Source organism: Dyadobacter ginsengisoli DSM 21015 (genome assembly GCF_059568735.1).
Window position 1 is genome coordinate 1 of sequence record NZ_JCANTY010000022.1, and the last position, 23623, is coordinate 23623.

Sequence of the window (23623 nt, forward strand, 5' to 3'; positions counted from 1 at the left end):
CTCGGGCCGATGATCCCTACGACAATGCGTGGGTCGAGTCGTTCTGGAGCAGACTGAAGGCGGAGCTGAATATGCCGAAAGGTGGATATGAGAGCCTAGAAAAATTGAAGGCCGTCCTATTTGAATACATCGACGGATATTATAATACAAGAAGGCTGCATTCTTCTTTAAACTATCTGAATCCAGCTGCCTTCGAGGCTGAATACTATCGGCAAACTGGATGAGAATTGACACTTTAAATATTTACTAACCCGCAAAAGTGCAAACCAAAACGGAACCACGTCAGAGCATTGTATAAATTACAGATCGCTTTGAGTCAGGAAGTTTGTCTCCTATTGAATAGCCGAGAAGATTGAAATGAAAATTGGAAAATAGTTTGTTTTTTATAAGTTTGAACTATGAGGACTATTAGTATAAACGACTTTTTAGAATTGAATTAGGCTATTGATTAATAATCATCTTATACATAAACAGTGGTTTCGAAATCATTCTATTCATCAGATTCTCGAATATCCCTTCGCTCATTTTGTGTCTGTTAAACAAAGACGCAAACATCAGAACAGACAAATGGAATGGCTACAAGGTGCTTGAATCGATATTCCCTAACCTAATTCAGGAAAAGTCAGAACGAAAAGGAAAAAATTTCAACCAAATGCATCGATCCATAATGCTCTTCAAAGCATGGCTTCGTGGTATTCATCATTCAGTAGACTACCTTCAATCATACATCAACGAATACACATATCGGTTCAACAGGCACTTAATGAAGGAGGGGATTTTCGAGAATCTTCTATCCCGGATGGTTAGCAGACCTCCACACACCTATAAAATGATTCTTGCCCATTAGCCGAATTTCATGGTTGTATATGAAGAAAAATGAAATAGTACTCAGGTTCTGTGTTTGGGGTTTTGACGATATAACTCATGCTGAGTTGACTGAAAGGTTTGGTACAAATCCGAGCGCTATTCATATCAAGGGGGAGCCCATGAATCCCAAATTCTCACCAAGAATAGCCAAAGAAAATGGATGGTTCCTGGATGCAACAGCCAATAAATTTACCTCGTTTGAAGAACAAATGGATTCGCTTTTGGACAATCTCGAATCAAGAAGAGAGCTTTTGAAGCCAGTCTGCGACAAATATTATAGTGAATTTTCACTGGCACTTTATATATACAGTGGCGAAGAAAGCACGCCTAGCGTCCACCTGTCTTCGAGGTATCATGATCTTGCAAAAGAACTGAGATTTGAATTTGATCTGGATTTGTACTGCTTACAAAATGCATAAATGAACTCTTTTGTAAAAGACAAAGCCCCAGGCGACCGGGACTTTGTCTTTTACATGGGCGCTATATTTTCAAGTTAGCGGTCCTGATTAGGTTATTTATGGTATAAATGGTATTTTATTCATCTTCATCGGAAAGGTTTTCAATATTTTGTAGGCCTTAGAGTTTTTTTTTGCCGAGCATCGCGTTCTTGGCATCTGCCCAGACAAGTAATCCAGGCTCAGGCTGGAAATTGCGGGAAAACTGGCCACCTGATTTCATTTTACGCCGACCACCTCATTCGGTCTGGGTTTGCCGCTCCATCGCTTTTTCATCAGTACGCTATTTACTATTGCACATTCGCCTAATTCAATGGCAGTAATTCCGCTGCCCAGCGAAAAGACAGCGTTTCATGCAAATCCCAGACTTGGGACAATCGCAATTAAAGCGATACTTCACTCATCCACTTTATGGCGTTGATTCCGGGCATAAAAAGGTACATACCGCCCATTAATGTATTGAAAGTGGGCATTCCAATAAAGCGTTTTGGTAAAGGATCGCCAGGCATGGTAAAAGTTCCCTTGCCTTCGTTGAGTCCTATCATAGGATCTCTTTCATTTTTGAGGCTGACAAAGTTTCCGTTGTTCACCCATTCTTTTTGCAAAAACTCAAGGGTCTCCATAGCTTTTGCACTAAACGCTACAAAATAAAGACCTCGCTCTTTACCGTCATCTTTAGTACTGCCATTTGGCAATGCAGGCCCATAACCTACGCCTTTGCGTATAATACGGTGCAGGTTCACATCCGACATGACCGCCATTTTACTGTTGCGCGGATTCATGCGGCGCATATGACTTGAGTAAGGGACTAACTTACCACTTTGATCATTGCTGAAATCAAAATCATTATTTTTTGTGATATCTGCCCCTAATGTTGCATTGTCTTTAAATGGGCACATATTTAATGGAGCGCCACTCCGCCATCTGCCTATTATTTTAGCGGCCAACAATTCCTGCTCATCTTTCGATTTTGCCTGTTCACTAAGGTATTTATTGAATGCAGCAACATGGCTGTGATATTTTCTAAAAATGACAAAAGTACCATTTCTGGCAAATTCAAATGGTTGTGGCATAGGATAATGGTTACCAGCTTCGTTGATGTATCCTAATATAAATTCACCTGCCTTTATGGGACGTTCTTTAGAATTTAACTGCTCTGCCCCACTGCCTTCAATTTCCGGATTACTGATACCATCACGAAAACCAAAATGGTTAAAATTGCCTTCTATAGGGGTATCAAAATCTGCCTGAAAGCGAAGCTTTATGCCTGCATGGTTTGACAATATATGTTGTGCTATTTGTCTCTTTGCATCAAGCTCTGCCTTGCTTTTGGCAACAATAGAAACGGCAATATGATTACGGCTATCTTTAAACGCCGCCTCCCATTTTTCCGGGGCATTTTCATTAATATCCATTAGTTTTTGGTTGCGGGCGGCCATACCTTTTTTAAAGGCATCGGGAAAGCTTTCCAGCGTGGTGGCAGGGAGCTCCAGCTTTTTTAAACCCTCGTAAGTAAAAGCTACCGAAAGCCAGGCATCATCGCTATCCCACCAGTTCTTGGCAGAGGTGATGTAGGGTAACAGCTCCTTTAAAAATGCCTTGCCCGATTGGCCGTCCTGCATTTCGAGAAATACATTTACGCCATGATAAGGCAAAGGCCGTTCTCTAAGAATGATGGCCTGTATGTCGTGCAACTCTATTTTTTCGGAGGTGCGTTTAAATAAATTTTTTAAGAACATAAGACTACTAAACTTAGAGAATTTGAAATGTTAACCAAAAAGTTCTTTCAGCGTTCGGGGTTCTTTCCGTTCCTTCCCATTAAGCCGATGCCTTGTTTCTGACGAAATTTGATATGCTTTCAGTCTTGCCATTTGAAGGTCTCCCATTGGACGGTTGGCTTCTAAGCAGCGAAACGGAGTGAAGGAAAGATGCTCCATTATTTCAAAATTTCCATCAGCATCAACTTCTTGTCGGGGAACATACAATTCTGCAACCGTTTGAAAGGGGGACAAATCCTGGGGCCATTCTACCGTAAGATCATTTACAGGCATTTTTTTGAGATCTTTGCAAAGCTGTACCTGAAATTCAAATTTAAAATCCTGGTCACGAATGGTTTCTAAAATGGATTTTCGATAGGCCTCGTCGTCTTTATCAACATTCACCTCGATTTGGCGTACCTTCTTTACCGACTCCTCACACGGACACACCCTCAGCTTCGCTATATACTCGCCATGTCGTACCGCCCCCATGCTATAAAAATTGTACAAAAATGTATTTTGAGGCTTGATGTCCTGGAAAGACAGCAGTGCCTTCAACTCCCTGAGGGTGTTTCTGCTTGGAAATGCTTTGCCCATTTCGGTTGTCCACAGATAAGCTAGTTCTATTTTTCCCCAGGCGCCTTTCTCAAAGTATTCGTGCAATCGGTGAAACAACTTGTCTATAAACATATAGTCGTGCGAGGAATTGCAAAAGAAGATGGGATGATTAATGAGGTTAAAGTCTACGTTAGGAGTATCTTCTTCTCCGGGCGGCAATTTTTTGCCAGGAACGTTCAGAACTTTGATTGCAAGACCTTGGGCATTACCGCTAAACCTGTCTGGAAAAGCCCGTGCCGCTCCATTAGATAATCGAATAACAGCTTCATGTTTTCCCGGACGTGCATAAATTCCCTGCGCCAGTTCCTCAGGCAAATTATCAAGGATAGTGAATTCTGCTTTCAGGGCTGCATACCCTTTTGCATGGGCATCCCGTGTATGATAATTTGTATTGCTTACAGTAGGAGACCTTTCTACAAACTTCGTTATATCTGCATTGATCGTCGCTACATGTTGGTCAAAATCTGCCGGTAAATCTTCGGCTTCCTGCGAAAACAAAATATATTCCCGTTTCATTAAGGAAGTGTTTTAAGTCTACAATTCCAAAAGTTTGTTCAGACCTGATCCGATTTTTTCTAATCTTGTAATATCAGCAACGGTAAGGTTGGGGTGGCTTACAAACCAGGCCGAGGCGGTTATTTGCTTACTTAGAATAAACTCTTTTACTGTGGGAGATTTAATGCCTGGCCAGCCTTCAATATTTCCAAAAATCAGGTCCATCATCTCCGGTATTTTTGTTGCAAAGTCATTGATGTAGGTATCCCAATCACCGTCATAGCAAGTACAAAAAAGTAGCTTGGTGTCGTTTTCTAAAAATACAAAACGCATATCATGGAGCGTACCTACTTTTCTGGCGCCTGTAAGGTTACCTTTTAACGTTTCAAAAATCAGCCGCAGATTTCGAGCTCCATCGGGTTTCAAATCTGTGATAATAGTCAATTCAGAGAGTTCGCCACTACGCAGACCGGCATCACCGGCACTAATTACTTCGTGCGCTTTGTCCAGCGGTTCACCCAATGTGGCCAGGTACAGTTTCAATTTTAAAGCTGCATCCTGCGTGAGTTGTCTAATGTTCATTTCGTTTTAATTTTAAGAATTAAGACTTTTCGCTACTAGCCCGTCTATTGTTTTACCCAATACATTGTTTTCGAAAATACACCTTTGTGTGCTACGATTTTTAGCTTGTTGCTTTGAAGATAAATTTCGCAATTGCCCTTTTGACCACTTTCGTGGTTTTCGACTGTTCCTTTCCATTCGTTTTTTTCAAAACGTACATCGTACAGTGTTGGACGGCCCTTGGGGTCAATCCCTAAGAACTTTCCATTGGTGTTTGTAATGGTGATGATAACGCCATCCTCGGTTTTCCATTTGCCTGTAAAGTCCTCCTTTGCTGACTGGGAGAAGCTGAGGGATGCAATAACCAGCCCAACGAGCAGGGAAAATAGCTTTTTCATTCTATGCTTATTTTGTGAAATAATATAGCAAATGTATGCCGAATGGCCCAGGCTGTTTTTAATATATCTTAAAAAATTAGTGCTAGTTTATGCTTATATGCGTACAGTCGTGAACTTCACCAGGGTACCGGTTGTCTATGCACGCAGCTCGGGGACATCGGCGTCAGATTTAGTGTTTCCCAGGCGATGTTATGTGCTCGAGAGGAAATGTTTTTAAGATTAATCCCTGAATTTAGCGGCCCGAATAACACTCAACCTTTGTTGGGTAATGCCCAGATAGGATGCAATGTGGCCTAAAGGTGCCCGGAGCAAGATGTCGGGATGTTTTTCTATCAATGACTTGTAGCGGTCCTGGGCCGATTGTAACTGCATGGCATAGAGTCTTTCGGAAAAGATGTCAATAACATCTATCAGTAAAAGCCTGATTAGTTTCTCAAATCCGGGAACGTTCTCAAACATGGGTTCAAAATCTTTGTACTGGGCTATCCGGATATGTGAATTCTCGATGGCCTCCCACCCATAAGGCGAAGGCCGTTTGTAGAAAACACTTTCTAACGGAACGCAGAATTTATTTTCTCCAAAGAAAAGATGAGTGATGTCTTTCCCATCTTTCAAGTAGTAGGTCCTCATCAGCCCCTTTTCAATAAAGCAAACCTTTTGGGAGCGGTTGTCAGGGTAAAGAAATATTTCGCCCTTTTTTACATCCTGATGCTTAAACACCTGGTCAATGTTCTGGGCAAGCCCGGCCTGTAAGTTAAGGTGTTTTTCGAAGTAACTGAGGAGTTCCATACGTGCATGTTTCAACAAATATACTTTTCCGAAGGTGTGATGGTAGTAAGCATTACGGATTTTTGACAGCGTGTTGCATGCCGGAAACCGCGACCTGACAGATCTCGCATTTTTTAATTTATATTAAAAGATATTACGCAAAAGTGCGAAAAATTGCCGATCGAAAGACTGAATTTTTAGATCTCTTATGCGCGTAAACTACCCGAATCTCAGGACTCCCGTTCATAAACGGGTTCTCGTCCTATTTGCTATTTCTTTACTATCCCATGAAAACAAAGGTCAAGGCCGCGATCAAGGCAGATTGGCGGCCAGTGTCGGGACATCAATTCCTCTACAACATGACGCAAAATTTGGATGGATATTTACAAAAAAAGCATCTTTGGAGGGATATGTGCAACTGGGCATTCCGCCCAGGGTGTACATCAAACCCCTGGTTGAGGTATCTGCATCAAAGAGCGCAGAGGCAAGAGATTATCTCAAGGCGAACCTGGAAGGTGAGATTGGTTACGGTCTGGGACTCAGATGGTACTACCGACGTTTTAATTTTGATATCGCGTACAACCGTTTAAACTACCGGATTCGCAAGAAATCTTCAAAGGAGCTTGTCAATAATTTGGCCTACGACGATCCCGATCTCAAAGTAGTATTAGGTATTCTTTCTGACCGGGTTCCTGCTTTTGATGATCTGTATAGCCATTATTTAATAACTCCCGTTGCGCATGCGGATCAAGTATCCATTTCAGGTGGCTATCAGTTGCCCGTGTATAAAACGCTTCGGATCGGGGTAGGTGCCGGAGTGTCTGCTACGATGCAATCGACTGTTCACATTCAATCCGACCGTTCAAAACAATCTGCAGACATTTTGTTAGAAGCTGTCACACCCAATCTGACCAAAAAGCTGGAAAGTCTCGTCAACTGGCATGTGATCCCGGTCATCAATTTGCAACTCATTTACCGTTTCCCGCGGCCACCACACGCGTGAGAAATGCAAGTTGAGGTGCGGCTCATAACCCTTTATGTAATTATGTAACACTGTTGTATAACTCGGACCACGAAGGGCTGGAAAGTCAGCTCCCGAATGCAATTTTATATATATTCCGGAATTCTGGTCATGACCTGCCCAGCAGCTAGGAGCGCAAAGTTATCCTAATTTGCGCATGCTCAACATTTCAAAACAGGTCAGATATAGCGTCTCAGAAAACGTCCGAATCCTGGTAACGGTAGAAAGTACTAATACATTCAGCCAGGCGCAGCCGATTAAGGTGTGCCTGAATTCCAGGTTTGCACGTTTTCAAATATATTGTTGGTGAAAAATTAAGCTTTTAGCGAAACTTTCAACCGTTTTCTTTTGCTCTTTTTTTGACGGTTTAAAATTTCTATTCCCTGTCCCTTAGGTTGACTGAGGGTTTGCTGGATAGTAATGGGGAGATAACTTCCCATAAAAAAACCGGAGGCTGCTCGTGTGATAAATCCGATTTATCACGAGCAGCCCCAAGGCTAGTCAAACAAGCTTAATGCACAATACTTGCCAGTTAAGGCATATACCAAGGCTTAACCGACTTGTCGTCGGTACCTCCTGTGACGACCCGCCAGTTGTCGAAATTGGAGGTAACCTCGGCCGAAGGATAGGTCAGCCGGTTGAAATTGAGAGATTCGCTGGTTGGGGCGAGCGGTACGTTTGGCGTGGCACTGCCTGTCCGGCGCTGCAATATCCAGGCATCAAATGGTTGGTGGAACAATGCGATCCAGTTCTGCTTATAAATCTGCGCAAGTGCCGTAGTGGGGGTGGCACTGTATGCTACCGCCGGATTGGCAAGCATCGTAGTCAGACTGGCAGGGGTAGGAGTTGCGGCGGGTTTATTGACTGTCCAAACAGTTGACCGGTTGGCGATTTTGTACCAAAACCTGACCGAGGAGCTAATGCCGTCCTCGTAAAATTGTTTAGCGCTGGCCGGATTAGCCGCTGTGCCGCCAATGCCCCGGTTGTAGATCTCCGCTTTCAGGAAACTGATCTCTGTCCCTGTAATGAGCAGGTCGGGAATGGTCCTGTCGCCGACGTAGTAAATGTTCAGCGGTGAATAATAATAAGTACCGGCTGATTTCCACGTAGTAAGTCTCACATCTGCATAAGGGTCGTTCAGGCCGCCGTCAATATCGTTTCGTGTTTCGGCCTGTATGTTGGACGGCGGGTTTTGCGGGTAGGGCTTCCACTTACCGTCGCTATTGGGTTCGAAGAAGATTTTTGCCCTTAGATCAAAAATACCCGATCCGTCCTCGGCATTGGTAGCCGACATGGCGTTCCAGATCGTCGAACCCATTCTTACATAATAATTTCCCCTGTAGTTGCCCGCCCTGTCGAACTGTAAGCCATCGATAGCAGCCGGGTCGATGGCTACATATTCATCTGCTCCCAAGAGTGGTTTTGTCAGGGCCTCGGCAATAATGGCGTCTGCGGCGGTTGGGGTTTTCCCCCGCATGACCATCGCGTATTTCAGCCTGATGGAATTGGCAAATTTGACCCAGGTTGCAATGTCATTTTGAAGCAAGGTTTCGCTCGGGCCCATCGATAACTGGTCGGCGCTGGTGCTGAAACCGTCCACGGCCTGTTTCAGTTCGGCCATGACAGCTGTGAAGATATCTGCCTGCTTGTCGTAAACCGGCCGGTAATATTTCGATCCATACATCGATTTGGCGGCTTCTGAGTAGGGCATATCACCAAACAGCGAGGTTGTTTTCAGCGTTTTGAGCGCGGTCAGCGTTTGAAGCATATACCTCACGTTGGTCAACCTGGCCGACTCGGGGTCGGCGTCGATCAGCTCGATGGCTTTCCGGTAATCGGCGAGCGCGAAGTAATAATTTTCCCAGGTCCCTCCTACCATGTTATCCAGCCGGTAACCCGACGCGGCGTAGTTTGTCGATAGCTGGGTAGCCTGATATAAAAACGCCGAGGCAATTCCTCTGCCTGTCTCAGGCATGCTGGATACGATACTGTTGTACAAAGGCGGTACGGTTACCGTATACTGCTTGTTTTCCCAGGGATCGTTGAGGCTGCCAAAATCCTTTTCACAGGAAGTAAACATGGATAACGAACAGATTACTGCCGAAAACAGCGCTGTTTTCTTGATATATGTCTTCATTTTGATATTCAGGTTTGGAAGTTAAAACTGAGCTTTGAGGCTTACACCGTAGGATCTGATGCTGGGCATACCCGACCACTGCAATCCCTGTCCGTTGCCTACCCCGTTGATCGCCTCGGGATTGAGGTGGATCGGCAGGCTGGAATACAGGTAAAACAGGTTCCGGCCGATGATCGACACAGACAGGCTCTGGAATATTTTCGTCTTTGTCAACACATTTTCTGGTACCCGGTACGACAAGGAAACTTCGCGCATTTTGGCCCAGCTATTCTCAAAAACAGATAAACTCCTCGGCACGTTGAGGTGTGTCCAGCCTGCGTAGGAGCCAGCATATTTGTAGATCGGATGCACCACTCTGCTATTCATCTCCTCGTCGTCCACATTATATCCATCCATCACCACGCCCACATTGGCGGTAGTACCATCAGGGAATGTGTATGGCACCCCGCCGCCATTTCTTTCAACCACGGTTTCGGGCGCTATGCCACTTCCCATCGCAGTGGAGTGGTCGATGGAATAAATGTCCCCGCCCAACTTGAAGTCGACCAGTCCATACAGGCTGAAATTCTTATATCTCAATGTATTTCCGACGCCGCCCGTCAGTTTGGGCGCTGCATTACCGATCGCTACCGGCTCATTGGTCACCTGGTACTTGGTGCCATATACGTTGCCGGCAGCGTCTTTGACATTGTATAATAATTTGTTTCCGCTTGCATCCCTGACGAAGTCGGTACCATAGATAGTCCCGTATTTTTCGCCCGGCGTCACTTTCATAAATGCGCCCAGGTTGCCAAACACGTCTGCTATCCGCAGCTCCCGCACTCCAGGGGCCAGCGAGATTACCAGGTTGTCATTCTTGGCTCCGTTGAGCGTAACGTTCCATCCGAAGTTGTTTCTTTTGATGATCGACGCATTAATGATAAATTCAAAACCCCTGTTTCTTAATTCACCCGAGTTGAATGTCACGACGGTGGCGCCGGAGGAAGGGGCGATGTCGGCCGAGAGGATCTGATCAACCGATTTGATGTTATAATAGGTAAAATCCAGATTGATCCTGTCCTTTAAAAACGACAGATTGGTACCAACCTCAATGGAGCTGGATGTCTGGAAACCCAGCTCCTGAGGGCTCAATGTACTAGGTATCGAGTTGGTAGGCTGGCCGGCAAACGAACCGACGTCGTAAGTAAAACCCAATTTATAAGGGTCGCTCGCATTGGCGCTTCGTCCATAGGCCAGCCGCAGCTTGCCATAAGAAAGTGCATTGCTGGCTTTGCCCATATTGAAGGCATCGGTAAACACAAAGCCAAGACTTGCTGATGGATAGAAAGTCGAATTTTTCTCCGGGGTCAGGGTAGAGTTTACATCATTCCTGCCGGTCACTTCCAGGAACAGATAGTTTTTATAACTTAAATTTAAGATCCCCAATACAGATTGTGACTCGACTTCATATCTCCTTTCCCTGGTATAATACCGGTAGTCATTCCAGTTGTTGATATCGCCAGGTACATAAATCCTGTCAGCCGTGACGATGTTATTCAATGAATAAATACCAGGTACCAGAAACTTCCCGCTGTTTTTTCCGCTCATCCCGGTCAATTTATTGGAATAGGAGTTTAACATGGCGGAAACGCTTGCATTAAACCCTTCGAAGAACAAATCGTCCTTATGGGCTGTCACCATCACGTCAGTGTTGAAGATTTTAGTTTTGTCAAGATCCTTCTGGTACATCCCTCCCGACACCTTGTCCGGGTTGGATGTATTATTGATCGTTTCAAATTTGGCAGCAATCAGGTTGGCGGAGGTCCTTACAAATGCATCCAGCCAGGGTGTAATTTTCGCATTCAGTTTGATGGTCGAAAGCAACTCGTCCCTGTTCAGGCGACTGTTCTGCTCGAAGAATCGCCAGTACAGGTCGCGGCCGTATTCCTGGTGCGGATATGTACTGCCAAAATCACGTTTGGAGCCGTCCGGGTTTTTGTAGTATTGTTCTTCAAGCGGTTTGTATTCGCGCGACATACCATAAATCGAGAATTTGGCCCAGGAACTGTTGTTCCCGATTTCAGGCGCATTCAACCTGTAATTTTGGTTGTACCCAATATTCACGTCGGCCGATAATGCTTTGGAAATCTGGATGCTGGATCCGAGGGACAAGTTGGTATTGTTGTTGCCAGTATTGGGTACGACAGCCCTGGCGTCAGTCCGGGATAGCGCCAGTCGAAGGGTCCCGAATTCATTCCCTGAAGAAAACGACACGCTGTGTGTAGTCTCATTTCCTTCCCGGTAATAGGCTTTCCGGTTGTCGGGCTGAGGCGAGTAAGGTCTCAGTTCACCGTCCCACCAGCGTACTATCTGGCCGTCCAGCCGTGGGCCCCACGACGCGCTTGCGCCAAACCAGCTGAATATATCCCAGGTATTGAAACCTCCGGGTATGGTGCCGTGTACGCCGCCAATCCCGCTGCCGTCCGTTCCGTAGCTTGAACCGCCGTATAGCGTGGGCAGATAATATTCGCCCGAGGCAGTTTTGGGCAATTCGGGGCTGGCTGTCCATAACCCGGCAGCAAATCCGCCACCATATTCATTCTGTACATCCATAAATCGGTATACGTTTGAAAAATTGGTGGAGAAATTGTAATTGATACCGATCCCTTTTTGCACCATTCCCTTTTTGCTGGTGATCAGCAGGACGCCGTTGGCGCCTCTAGCCCCGTACAAGGCCGCTGCACTCGGCCCCTTCAATACTGAAATGCTTTCAACATTGTCCATATTGACGTAGCTAAGGTAGTTTCCCCAGTCCTGCACGTTGTCCTGGATCCCGATGTTGGATTGCGCAATCGGATTGTTGTCGACGATCGCGCCGTCGATTACAATCAGCGGCTGGTTGTTACCGGTCAGACTGTTATTTCCCCGGATCACAATGCGGGACGATGCATTGCCGATCCCGTTTCCCGTCGAAATATTCAAACCGGCGACCTTCCCCATCAGCCCCTGCGCGACATCGACAGGAGACGCCACGGTGACATCGGCACCCTTCACTTCCTGCACCGCATAACCGATGGCCCTCTTTTCCTGCTTGATACCCAGGGCGGTCACCACCACCTCCCCGAGCGCGGTTGCGTCTTCTTCCAGGACAATATCATAAACTATCCGGCCATCGATTGGTATTTCCTGGGATTTAAAACCGATAAACGAAGCAATAAGCGAACTGCCCGAAGCGGCACTAATACTGAATTGCCCACCTGCATTGGTGGTGGTACCGGTCGTGGTACCTTTTACGAGAACTGAGACGCCGGGTAAAGGCTTGCCATCGGCACTGCCCGTGATTTTCCCGGTGACATTTTGTGCAACCGCCTGGACACTTACCATCAGAATGGTTGAAAGCCCGAGTAAAAATTTCTGCATAAGTGATTGAGTTAAGGGTTAAAGGCTTGAAATAGACTTAAAATTTGGTAGAAAATACCGCAAAAATAGGAAGGAGAGTAATTTAATAATTTTATTAATAACTCAATAGATAAACATCTGCATTTTTAATAAAACTCCGAACAATATAATATAATGTTATAAATTACAAAGCGTTTATATGGTGTAAATCAAAATCAGCAGCTCATTCATTTTGAGAAAAAATTGAACTCAAGCAAAGTCCAACGCTCGCCAGAATCAATTGAACGACCTGCATTAGCACAACTGGCGGATCGGACCTTATGTGCAGAATTTCGTTAGGCAAACAATCTCACTGATAGCAGGTGAGATGTCCAAGGGTTCAGTTAAACGATTTTCAGGCTTTATTTCGGGAATATGTAAAAGTTGGCAGAAACAGGCTGGCTTGCAGCAAGCAGGATGCTAACTCTCATCGGCAAAACGCCCTGCCAACTCATGTGCATTGGGACTGCCGCCAGCGTGAAAGATGACGGGTTGTCCCTGCGCCGATGGTGGAATGTAAAGTGGTCCTCGTGAACCGACGTACTTACCCTGGAAGTTTATTGGAAGAATCTGATTTTCTTTGCAAACTGGCCGCTCTGTTGGTCGCGCACCCAGGCGTCTTTCCCCCAGCTGCCCCAAAGAGCCTGGACAAGCTGAATAACCTCATGGGCACGGCCATAACGATCCTCACTGGATGGAATTTTTAGTCCATAATTTGCAGCAACGTCATCTCCGCTTGATGTAACGGCATTCCAGCCCACCCGTCCGTGACTCATCACATCGAGAGCTTTGAATTGTCTGGCCAGGTTGAAAGGCTCGTTAAATGTAGTAGACCCGGTAGCAACCAGACCAATATATTGGGTTTCACGGGCGACTGCTGCCAGGGTCATCATCACATCCAGGTTAAAACCTGGTGATTCGGTTGCGATATCGGACATAACAGCGCCAGGAACATCAGGCAAAAAGATAAACTGAAATTTTCCACGCTCTGCCGCCTGGGCCTGTCTTACTCTGGCATCAAAACTTGTATAATTTTCAGGATCCACTCCCGGCATGCGCCATGATCCCAGCTGAGACCCATATCCATTTCCCAAATGCAGGCCGATCAGCATTTGCTTTCCAATTTTCATATTTTCTACATACTGAATAAATTCTTTTGCAAAATTACACCAAATTACTTTCCTTTGTATAGTGACTTCCCAAAGGAAAGTGTAATTAATGATTCGTATGGCAAAGAATAAAGTATACTGCGATTGTCTTGAGACTGTCAAGCCTGTCCGGGACACGCTTGATGTAATTAATGGCAAATGGAAGTTGCCGATAATCATCTCCATTTCTGTGGGGAACGATCGGTTTACAGATATTCAGGAAAGTATTCCCGGTATTACACCGAAGGTATTGGCGAAGGAATTAAAGGAACTGGAGGAGCATAAGCTTATTCGGAGGACAATAATACAGGACTATCCTGTTAAGATTTGCTATGAAGCAGAACCCTATGCCGATACCTTAACTCCTATTATTTATGCAATGAAGGATTGGGGATTAAACCACCGTAAAAAAATTTTCCGCGAATGAGCAAAATGTCCTTTGGAAGGCAGATGATTCGGATGACCGCCCTGTTGCCGAGCAAACTCACCACTCCGGCGAGCAGAAAATGCATAGAATCTCCCAAATTTTTTGGCGGACACCAGCGGGCACCGGTCAGGGGCTCCTCCCACTGCGGCTCATAGCTCAGGCTTACCGGCGCAGAAGGCGGCGGCGCAAAAGGCAAGCCGTAGCCCTCCTTGGCCCCGGAAAGCTGCTTGCTGTAAAGGTATTCAGCTGCAAGCCCGGCTTTCCAGCTTTTCAAGAAGCTGTATGAGAGCTGCAACTCCGAGCCGTAGCGCATCACCCGGCTTTGCGCGTAGTTGAATACCTGATTACCAGCACCGTAGAAATAATCGTGTTGGGCGGTAGGGTTCAGATATATGTGGTTGGGGAAATAGTTAAAAAACGGCGTGAGCTGCGCGGTGAGCTTTTCACTGTTAACCCCCACGCCAAGATCGAGCTGATAGGATTTTTCAGCGGACAAGGAAGCATCCCCTTTTTCATAGCGGAAGTAATGATAATTGCCCCCGTTGGCAACCAGCTCTTTTGCAATCGGCATTCGGAAGCCGCTGCCCGCATTAAATTTGAGAAAAAACGCTCCCGGCGTATAGTTAAGACCTGCGGACCAGTTGACACTGTTAAATGTGCGTGTAATGGCTTCCGCGCGTGTCAGGTAAGTGTGCGTGCCGTTTTCTGGCTGTGATGTGAACCAGTCTTTGTATTCTTTAATATTGATGCTACCATAATCGTATCTGAGTGCGCCTTGCAGGAGCAGCTTTTCATTGACCTTGAATTTATCCAGGACAAAAGCGCCAGCGCTACTTTGCGAGAATGCCGGGATCAAGAAGCCCCAGCCGCCAATGGTATTGTACTGATGCTCGCCGCTTGCTCCAAAGGTCAGTGTATGCCTGCCTATAAGACTTTCATTTTTTACATTGACTGAGAAAACGCTCTTGTCATACTGCCGCTCCAAAATTTCGAGTGCAGACTGCTCGGATGGGTAAACCGGTGGCATATAGCCGTGGTTGACATACTGGCTGTGCTCCTGACGGAAATTATGCTGGTAACCAAGCTCGACATTCAACCGGTTCTGTCCGTAGCGTAGTTCACTACGGTTGATCACCTTCGTATGTGAAACCTGCTGAGAAGGCAGCTGGATGTCTCTGGATGAGCCGTCGTGCAAATTCAGGTCAACCCTGCGTGGCTCCAACCCATGCGCATTGGCAAAAAAGCCACTTTTGCTGAATGTATTGCTGATGTAAATTATGGATTCAAAAGGCGCTGTGACCCAGCCCGCCCTTAAATGCATGTTCTGCTCCTGCCCTGCAGTATTTCGCAGCCTGTTCTTGTAAAGCGCCGCCCCATAATCGTAAACAAATATAGAATCGGCGGGCACACGGTAGTCACCATACGTTTGCCAGGTCACGCGAGCGTTTGCAAACAGGCGGTCATTTCTTCCATAAAGATTGAATGAACCACCATATAAACCGTTATTGCTTTTGGCTGTCAGATCTATGGCGCCACCTGCCGAGCCCGCACCCGGAACTGCTGCTGGTTTAATGTCAATAGCCCCACCAATAGCCTCAGATCCATACAGGAATGCCGATGGGCCTTTGATCACTTCTACCCTACCCGCAGCAAACTGGTCGATTTCTAATGCATGATCAGCCCCCCATTGTTGCCCTTCATGGCGCACGCCGTTCTCAATGACTACCACCTGGTTAAAGCCAAGTCCACGGATCAGTGGCTTTGAGCCACCCGAGCCGATACCGATTGTTTTAACGCCGGGTAGCTTTTCAAGGGACTGCATCAGGCTCCCGCCTAGATTACGTCTCAAATAGTCTGCGCTGACAATATCAATGTTGAGTGAAACCTGCTGCTGGCGCAGCTGCTCATAGTTGTCTTTGACAGTGACTTCCTTTAATTGGGCTGCATCAGCTTCGAGCGCCAGATCCCCAAGGGAGACAGGTTCTGATTTGATGGTAACTGATCCGGTGATCGATCTGAAACCTACAAAGGAAACACTCAGGTAATAATTTCCTTTTTCAGCCTCATTAAACACAAAAGTGCCGTCTGCATCACTCAGCCTGGTAAGCTCGCCAGGCATTAATGTAACCGTTGCACCAATCAGCGGCTGGCCTGTACTGCCGACAACTTTGCCAGACAAGGACTGCCCTGTTAGCGCCGTCAGCGGGACAAATAGCAATGTCATCAAGCAAACAAGTACACGTATCTTCATCAAACCAAACTTCCGGCCAGCATTTCGTCGCTCTATATGAAACAATGTTGCAAATAAAGCTGTGATATTTTTAACGTGCAACCACGTTGCAATAATTATTATAGTAGTGGTTACATTTGCCTGCTACTTTCCGATCATGAAACACTTTGCAATCTTTGTATCCATTATTTCATTGCTAAATATGTCAAATTGCCTTGCCCAGCGTGCTATGACATTGAACATGAACTTACAGCCTGCTTCGAGTAGGGAAACAACTATTTTGAATATGGTGTCTGAAACATTATTTGATAAGTAAATTTTGTGTTCTACTTCTAAACTCGCACTTTTGTGTTTAGAATTGATCTAAATAAATACTTATGATGCTTGGGTCTGACGAAAGCTCTTTCGAGCAGCTATTCGAGAAGTATTGGGAGAGATTGTATAACATTTGTTTCCATTACCTGCTGGACAGTGATATAGCGGCAGAACTTGTACAGGATATATTCAGGTCTATTTGGGAACGACGTGATACTCTTCTGGTTAAAACCAGTATGGAAAACTATCTTGTGAGGGCAGCCAGATTAAAAGCGTTTGAACATTTACGCAATGTTTCAATTCAGAAGAGAAATTTTGAGGAAGTTGGCTATCTGTCCGTCGGAAGTGACAACTATACTGAAAATCAGGTCTACTACGATGCCTTGTCCGAAAAGGTATCCAACGTGGTGAGCGAGCTACCGCCTCAATGCCAGAAGGTATATCGCCTGAGCCGCGAACAGGGGATGAATAACAGACAGATAGCCCTATCTCTCGATATTTCCGAAAAAACGGTGGAGAATCAGATCACCAGGGCGCTGCGTGTACTTCGTACCGAACTGGCAGCTTATCTAGAATAAAATTTATTTTTTTCAATGCATTGGGGGAAGACGTGATCGATTGCAACTTAATCATATAGGGCAGTCGACCATTTAATTTCAGACCATGCAAATAACTCCTGAACTCATCAAAAGATACCACCAAGGGCAGTGTACACCCACTGAACAACAGGCCGTGGAACGGTGGCTGGGCGGAGAGGATGTAGAGCAGGTGCACAATTACATTCATCCGGAACAGCGTGCCGAGCTCAGGAAAAAAATATGGAACGGCTTACCCGGAAAAGACGCCAATACTAGTCTTGCAAAACAGCCGTGGAAAATCGGGTATGCATGGGCATCGGGTATCGCGGCCAGTTTATTGCTTGCAGCTATTTTCATTTTTTTTAGCAATAAGGTTTTTCACGATCAGAAACCGGAAGCAGGCCAAAGCACCTCATACACCGTTATTAAAGCCCGCAACGGGGAAAAGAAGCGTTTTTATCTGCCCGACAGCTCACTAGTGTATCTCAATGCCGGGAGCGAGATTAAGTTTCCTGGCAGATTTACGGATACATCGAGGGCAATTTACCTGACAGGCGAGGCCTATTTTCAGGTAACCAAAGATGCAGACCGACCATTTACCGTATCCACAGCTCACACGAAAACCCGGGTACTAGGTACAGCTTTTGACCTCAAAGCCTATCCGAACGAGAACACTTTGGTTTCTGTGACCGAGGGGCTCGTAAGATTTTCGGATCTCAAAGGTGGCCAGCACGAGATACTGCCTGCCGGAAACTCAGCTTCGTATAACCTATACCGTGGACATTTGGAGCGACGGCGGGTTTTTGCGGCTACACAGGCCGCATGGGTGCACAATCGCATGATTTTTAAGGATAATTCTTTACGCGAGGTCTCCAAGACGATCGAAAGGTGGTATGGTGTTCGGCTCACTGTAAAGCGGCAAAAATTGCAGGAAGTGATCTACACAGGAAGTTTTGAAAATGCATCACTGACAATGGTTCTGGATGATATGGCAGCAGTCATGAAATTTAACTACGCGCAACGGGATAACCAGGTGATTATAAATTAATAAATCAGTATGTACACGCAGATCAATCCCCCTTGAAAAAGTCTCTTTCACCCATCGGATGAAAGAGACAGGCCAGAGTGAGCCGTCTTGCAAACTATCACACTCAGGCCAGCATGTTCAATAATTCTATTAAACACTTGAAACAAAATTAATGAAAACTCTACTTATGATCGTCGTCTTTTTAGCGGCGACCCCCTTTTTATGCCCCGCCCAGGAATCTTCCATCCTTCAAAAACGCGTTACGCTGGCACTCAGCGACGTCATGCTGGACCACGCACTAGACGCAATTAGTGAACAAGCCAGCTGTACATTTTCGTATAGCGGCACTTACCTGAATACCAACAGAAAAATATCCCTTCATGTACAAGATGTTACCGTGAAGGAGGTGCTGAAGCAACTGATCGGAGATGCGGCTGAGCGTGTCAAAGTGCAGGGCAGCAAGATACAGATTATAGCACAGGCAGAGGGCAGGGGGCATCTGAGAGGTTCCGTAAAAACTTCGGACGGAAAACCCGGCGAGTTTGTGAACGTAACCATCAGGGGAACGGGCAAAGGAACCCAGACCAATGAAAAAGGTGAATTTGTGATCAAAAATATTTCTGTTGGAGAGCATACGGTTATCGTGCAGCTTCTCGGCTACGAACCGATTGAGTCCGTTGTGCAGATCGTCAAAGAGGAAACGGTGGTATTACCTGCTGTGTTTTTGAACGAGGATAACAAGATCCTGCAAGAAGTTATCGTGACGGGCAACAAAGACAGCTACAAGCGCGATATGCCATCGCAGTCGTTACGCATTCAGTCGCCTATCATGGAGACTCCTCAGAACATCATTGTGATCAGCAGCGAACTGCTCAAAGATCAGCAGATTTTTACCACCACCGACGTTGCGAGAAATGTGAGCGGGGTCACCACGTTGTATCCATATATCAATACGTACACCGATTTCGCAATTCGTGGGACGCGGGCTACTAACAACAAAATGCGTAACGGCGTATCCACAACAATACCTTATCTGGGTATAGAGGAAGATATGAGCTATGTCGAAAATATTGAGTTCATAAAAGGCCCTGCCGGTTTTATGCTGAGCCAGGGAGAGCCGGGTGGTATGTACAATGTTGTTACAAAAAAGCCGCTCCGCCGCCAGCAGCAGTCCGTCGAGCTGTCGACGGGAAGCTTCGGACTGTTCAGGGCATCAACGGATGTCACAGGTCCGCTTGGGAAAAAACTGTTTTATCGCGTCAATTTGATGGGAAGGAAGTCGGGTACACAGATCGATTTTTCTGAAAACAACCGTTTCAGCATCGCGCCGGTTCTGCGGTACGAGTTTGACGAAAAAACCTCCTTCACTTTTGAATACAATGGAGATTTTGTGGGATTGAAAGGCGTCGACCCAACCATCAGCTCAGTAAACGGCGGAAAGTTTTTACCGCGAAACTTCGCTGTAGAAGATCCGGCCACGCCCTTATCAACACTAAAATCGCACTACGGCCTTGCTGTGATCAACCACACTATGAATGCCAAGTGGAATGTTACCGCGCAGATCAGCGCCATCAGACAAATATCGGACCGTAAAAACATGACTTCCCGTGCTGCCGTAACCGATGCCGGTTTGCTGGATCGTCAATACCGTGAATCGTATTTGAAAGGGAATACCTTAACAGCCCAGGTATTTCTGAATGGCAGTTTCAATACAGGGTTCCTCAATCACAAATTGATGATTGGCTACGACGGCGCAAAGCAGGAGGCTTCCGGCAGCAGCGTTTTCATCAGCGGTATTTTTCCGCTGGATGTGAACAATCCCCAGTACCGTTTGAATCCGCAATCCTTTGATACACTCAACATAGCGGCGGCAACGTCGTATAATGCGCCGTCTACGGTTTCCTGGCAGGCAGTATATCTGCAGGATGTGATAAGCCCGGTTTCATGGTTACAGCTCACTTTGGCTGGACGTTATACCTACTACAGTTTTGGTTCTCCTAAACTGCAGAAAGAGCATGTTTTTACGCCCAGGTTCGGGCTGGTACTGACCCCGATCGCAAACACGACAGTATATGCACTTTACGACCGCGCGTTTATCGCGCAGGCCGGCCAGACTTTCGACAAAAGGGACTTCAAGCCACTGAAAGGCAACAACATGGAGTTGGGTATCAAAAGGGAATGGTTCAGCAAAAAGCTGTTCACACAGGTAGCCTATTTTAATATCATCAAACAAAACGCCCTTACCGCCGATCCGGTCAATACAGGTTTCTCAATCCAGCAGGGCGAAGTCCAAAGCAAAGGTGTGGAAGTAGACATTCTTGGGAATGTTACCAAAAACTTCAATGTCATGGCTAATTACGCTTATACCGATGTGCAGGTTACTGCGGATACCGATCCTTCTGTGGTTGGATCCCGCCAGCAAAGCCCGCTGCATACTTTCAATACATGGATCAGATACAAAGTGCTGTCGGGCGATCTGAAAGGGCTTGGGTTAGGATTAGGCTATTCCCATTATGCAAAACGAAATGTGCTGGCCATCAAAAAAGTGCCCACTGATTTGAACTACACTACTTTACCGGATTTCAAATCGCTGAATGCCGCTCTTTATTATAATATAGGCAAACTGGCATTTGCTCTGAACCTGGACAATATTACCAATGCTTTTAATGTGTACGGTTATTTTGACAGGAGAAATGGGACAGGCGGCGAATTTTATTATATGTCAATGCCGGGTGCGAATTTCAGGATAAGTGTGGGTTATAGATTCTGACCCGCTTATGTCTTTACGAAAGATCGTCAGGACTATTCATCTCTGGCTCGGGCTTTTGTCCGGGCTCGTGGTGTTTCTCCTGGGTACAACTGGTGCTATTTATGCTTTCGAAGGCCAGATCAGGCCTTTGATCTATAAAAGCCGCCATGAAATTAATCCCGGCCCGGGGAAACCATTGTCACTTGAAAGTCTGCAGGTGATCGCACAAGGCGCTTTGCCGGATATAGCATGCAAGGTCAACCGTATTTACATTCCTGCATCCAGAAATATGGCTTACCAGTTCGGCGCCTACGCTTTTGATCCCGGTGCCTTTACTTATTTTGGCCAGGTATTGTGTCGTTACAACGTGACTGTCAACCCGTATGACGGAAATGTTGTTTATGTGGAAGACAGCAAATATGAATTTTTTACACTGGTCGAATTTTTCCACTATAACCTTTTTCTGGGAGAAGTTGGTAGGCAGATCACAGGCTGGGGCACTGCTATTTTTGTCCTGATGCTTTTTTCGGGCATTTTCCTTTGGTTTCCCAAAAACAAGGCTGCTGCTAAACAGCGGTTCATTTTTCGCTGGAAAGCAACTACCAGATGGAAAAGGCAAAACTACGATCTTCACAGTATTCTCGGTTTCTACGTCTGCATAATCGCCCTCGTGATTGCCTTGACCGGGCTCATGTGGGTTTTTAAGTGGTTCAATCACTCAGCAAGGTTTATCGCCAATGCCGGACAAACCACCGAAACTGCACCTGCGCTATTTTCGGATACGACATCCAATCGGCATCCCGTTTCGTTGGATCAGGTTCTTGCGGTGGCAAGGGAAAACATGCCAGGCGCCGATAGCTATTTTATAGACAAACCTGCCGGAAAAGCAGGGACATGCTACGTGTCCATTCGGTATCCCGGGGAAGAGTATTACAAAAGCAATACACTGACCATTGATCAGTATTCAGGCAGTGTATTGAAAACAGATTCTTTCGCCCGAAAAAATAACGGTGACAAACTTTATGCGATCAATTACGACATCCACAGGGGCACTGTTTTTGGTGTGGCAGGAATTGCCATAGCTTTTCTGGTCAGCCTTATTTCAGCCTCGTTACCCGTTACCGGTTTTTTAATTTGGCGGGGACGCATGAAGAGCTCATGAAATAGCTAACAAAGACATCCTTTCCCACAATCCTAGAGGGTACCAATGTATTTACATCTCTCAACATACTCAACTAGTTACCGACGCTCAAAATAAAGTCTGCCATTACCCTTGTAGTGAGAAATCCTGGCTATGTTCCTGTAAACTGCCTGTTGGCTAAGATCAAAAATTCAGCTGCTTGTGAAACACTTAATAATTCAGACTACTGGCGCCCTAACTGCAAGAATCGCTTAAAGCGCGGCGTACGTCATTTTTCGTTTTAACAACCGGACTTTTTAGACAGCCTAAGCGGCTACAAAACCAAACTTATGTTAAGCTCCAGCACTGAGGCTGCACCCACTTAGTTGACTGACGTGGTTCCGTTTTGGTTTACACTTTTGCGGGTTAGTAAATATCTAAAACTTCAATTTTATCCCGTTTGGCGGTAGTATTCGGCCTCAAAATCTACTGGATTTAAGTAATTCAAAGATGAGTGCAGTCTTCTGGTATTATAGTATCCGTCAATGTATTCAAGTAGGACGGTCTTCAATTTATCTAGGCTTTCATATCCACCTTTCGGCATATTCAGTTCTGCCTTCAGTCTGCTCCAAAATGATTCGGCCCAAGCATTGTCATATGGATCATCGGCGCGGGACATGCCGCGCGGCGGACCGTTCTGTTTCAGCTTAAAGGTCTTAATCAGTTTTTTCATTTTGTGCGACAGATATTGGCCCCCTCGATCTGAATGCACGATCATACCTGGCTTTACTCTGCGCCTCAAAAGAGCCCTCTCCAATGGCTCCCGAACACCTTCATCCTGTTCCTCCTCATCCCTTGGTTTTCTAACACGGGTAGCCAGTTCTCTTTGGCAAGCGCCGAACTCCAAATAATTACGCTGCCCTTGCCTCAAGGAAACCCGGTTTGCCCCACCCTCGTAGTCGACATCGCTGAGCTGAACTGGATCATCCTCCCAAAAACAAACCGGACAAATCACGTAGGTACCATTGGGTTTATCCTCAAATGTCTTATAGTCGCAACAAGGGCATGGAAAATTCTCTACTGACATACTTATTGGAAAAGAGACGCTCTCAGTCGTAAAAGTAGCAAAGAATATGTTAGGCCAGTTAAGTCACCTTGCTGAGCACTCTTTGGATAAACAATTGTAAACGACTAAATTTGATACGGAGAATATTTGAATTGAAGCCAAATACAGTCATTTCATTCGGTCCCCAAATCAGTCACCTATTCGATCCACTTGAATAAGACATCTGACAATCAACGACTTTCGTCAATATTTTGCGATTCCAGCGGGATCACTAAAAGCGCCTCAAAGGGCGCTTTTTTGTTTTAAATTGTTCTGAAAATCAGCTTGTTTCAAAATTTGTGAATCATTCCTGATCAAAGTAACCTATCCGATTCGGTTACCGTTTCGGTTACCTATCTGATTTTCTAAATTAGGTAACCGAATTTCCGAAAATAGCTTGTGTGATGTGGTTTTGAGGAAATCGATGCGT

At 45.8% G+C, this 23623-nt stretch carries 19 protein-coding genes; 9 read left to right on the forward strand and 10 right to left on the reverse strand.

Annotated elements, in window-relative coordinates; all coding sequences use genetic code 11:
• The 3 genes from BP71_RS37630 to BP71_RS37640 all read left to right on the forward strand — a co-directional run.
• Positions 1–224: integrase core domain-containing protein (locus tag BP71_RS37630; RefSeq protein ID WP_496387038.1), on the forward strand; the 224-nt coding region annotated here is incomplete at its 5' end.
• A 302-nt stretch (positions 225–526) separates the two neighbouring features.
• Positions 527–847, forward strand: a complete 321-nt coding sequence (locus BP71_RS37635; RefSeq protein WP_496387040.1) for a transposase — start codon at positions 527–529, stop codon at positions 845–847.
• Positions 848–866: 19 nt separating this feature from the next.
• Positions 867–1286 (forward strand): DUF4279 domain-containing protein, encoded by a 420-nt coding sequence (locus BP71_RS37640; RefSeq protein WP_496387042.1) that lies wholly within the window; start codon positions 867–869, stop codon positions 1284–1286.
• Positions 1287–1705: 419 nt separating this feature from the next.
• Here the strand turns inward: BP71_RS37640 and BP71_RS37645 are convergent, their stop codons facing one another.
• The 5 genes from BP71_RS37645 to BP71_RS37665 form a co-directional block, all read right to left on the reverse strand.
• A complete protein-coding gene (locus BP71_RS37645; RefSeq protein ID WP_496387044.1) occupies positions 1706–3061 on the reverse strand; it encodes a Dyp-type peroxidase in 1356 nt (451 codons plus the stop codon).
• Between the two features lie 30 nt (positions 3062–3091).
• Positions 3092–4213 (reverse strand): catalase family protein, encoded by a 1122-nt coding sequence (locus tag BP71_RS37650; RefSeq protein ID WP_496387046.1) that lies wholly within the window; start codon positions 4211–4213, stop codon positions 3092–3094.
• Between the two features lie 18 nt (positions 4214–4231).
• Positions 4232–4774 carry a hypothetical protein gene (locus BP71_RS37655; RefSeq protein WP_496387048.1) on the reverse strand — a complete coding sequence of 181 codons (543 nt, stop codon included), beginning with the start codon at positions 4772–4774 and terminating at the stop codon, positions 4232–4234.
• Between the two features lie 44 nt (positions 4775–4818).
• On the reverse strand, positions 4819–5151 hold the full coding sequence (locus BP71_RS37660; protein ID WP_496387050.1) for a DUF2147 domain-containing protein: 333 nt from the start codon (positions 5149–5151) through the stop codon (positions 4819–4821).
• A gap of 219 nt (positions 5152–5370) precedes the next feature.
• A complete protein-coding gene (locus BP71_RS37665; protein ID WP_496387052.1) occupies positions 5371–5940 on the reverse strand; it encodes a Crp/Fnr family transcriptional regulator in 570 nt (189 codons plus the stop codon).
• A 187-nt stretch (positions 5941–6127) separates the two neighbouring features.
• Here BP71_RS37665 and BP71_RS37670 point away from each other — a divergent pair, with 187 nt between their 5' ends.
• Positions 6128–6922 (forward strand): hypothetical protein, encoded by a 795-nt coding sequence (locus BP71_RS37670; RefSeq protein WP_496387054.1) that lies wholly within the window; start codon positions 6128–6130, stop codon positions 6920–6922.
• A gap of 550 nt (positions 6923–7472) precedes the next feature.
• Here the strand turns inward: BP71_RS37670 and BP71_RS37675 are convergent.
• From BP71_RS37675 to BP71_RS37685, 3 genes are all read right to left on the reverse strand, one after another.
• Complete coding sequence (locus tag BP71_RS37675) at positions 7473–9077, reverse strand: SusD/RagB family nutrient-binding outer membrane lipoprotein (protein WP_496387056.1); 1605 nt, start codon at positions 9075–9077, stop codon at positions 7473–7475.
• Between the two features lie 21 nt (positions 9078–9098).
• Positions 9099–12476 carry a SusC/RagA family TonB-linked outer membrane protein gene (locus tag BP71_RS37680; RefSeq protein ID WP_496387058.1) on the reverse strand — a complete coding sequence of 1126 codons (3378 nt, stop codon included), beginning with the start codon at positions 12474–12476 and terminating at the stop codon, positions 9099–9101.
• 575 nt (positions 12477–13051) lie between these two features.
• The gene (locus BP71_RS37685; RefSeq protein ID WP_496387060.1) at positions 13052–13828 is read right to left on the reverse strand and encodes an LLM class flavin-dependent oxidoreductase; all 777 of its coding nucleotides are present in this window, start codon (positions 13826–13828) and stop codon (positions 13052–13054) included.
• Between BP71_RS37685 and BP71_RS37690 the strand changes: the two genes are divergently transcribed.
• Positions 13722–14069 (forward strand): winged helix-turn-helix transcriptional regulator, encoded by a 348-nt coding sequence (locus tag BP71_RS37690; protein WP_496387062.1) that lies wholly within the window; start codon positions 13722–13724, stop codon positions 14067–14069. The two genes, BP71_RS37685 and BP71_RS37690, sit on opposite strands and share 107 nt — an antisense overlap.
• On the opposite strand, the gene BP71_RS37695 is transcribed toward BP71_RS37690, so the two are convergent.
• Positions 14011–16293, reverse strand: coding sequence for a TonB-dependent receptor (locus BP71_RS37695; protein ID WP_496387064.1), 2283 nt, complete (start codon positions 16291–16293; stop codon positions 14011–14013). The genes BP71_RS37690 and BP71_RS37695 overlap by 59 nt on opposite strands.
• Positions 16294–16676: 383 nt before the next feature.
• Here BP71_RS37695 and BP71_RS37700 point away from each other — a divergent pair, with 383 nt between their 5' ends.
• The 4 genes from BP71_RS37700 to BP71_RS37715 all read left to right on the forward strand — a co-directional run bounded on the left by BP71_RS37700 (position 16677) and on the right by BP71_RS37715 (position 22130).
• Positions 16677–17192 (forward strand): RNA polymerase sigma-70 factor, encoded by a 516-nt coding sequence (locus BP71_RS37700; protein WP_496387066.1) that lies wholly within the window; start codon positions 16677–16679, stop codon positions 17190–17192.
• Positions 17193–17277: 85 nt separating this feature from the next.
• The gene (locus tag BP71_RS37705; protein ID WP_496387068.1) at positions 17278–18240 is read left to right on the forward strand and encodes a FecR family protein; all 963 of its coding nucleotides are present in this window, start codon (positions 17278–17280) and stop codon (positions 18238–18240) included.
• 151 nt (positions 18241–18391) lie between these two features.
• Positions 18392–20989 (forward strand): TonB-dependent siderophore receptor, encoded by a 2598-nt coding sequence (locus BP71_RS37710; protein ID WP_496387070.1) that lies wholly within the window; start codon positions 18392–18394, stop codon positions 20987–20989.
• 7 nt (positions 20990–20996) lie between these two features.
• Complete coding sequence (locus tag BP71_RS37715) at positions 20997–22130, forward strand: PepSY-associated TM helix domain-containing protein (RefSeq protein ID WP_496387072.1); 1134 nt, start codon at positions 20997–20999, stop codon at positions 22128–22130.
• A gap of 409 nt (positions 22131–22539) precedes the next feature.
• On the opposite strand, the gene BP71_RS37720 is transcribed toward BP71_RS37715, so the two are convergent.
• Positions 22540–23175, reverse strand: a complete 636-nt coding sequence (locus tag BP71_RS37720) for a CPCC family cysteine-rich protein (protein ID WP_496387074.1) — start codon at positions 23173–23175, stop codon at positions 22540–22542.
• Between the last annotated feature and the right edge of the window lie 448 nt (positions 23176–23623).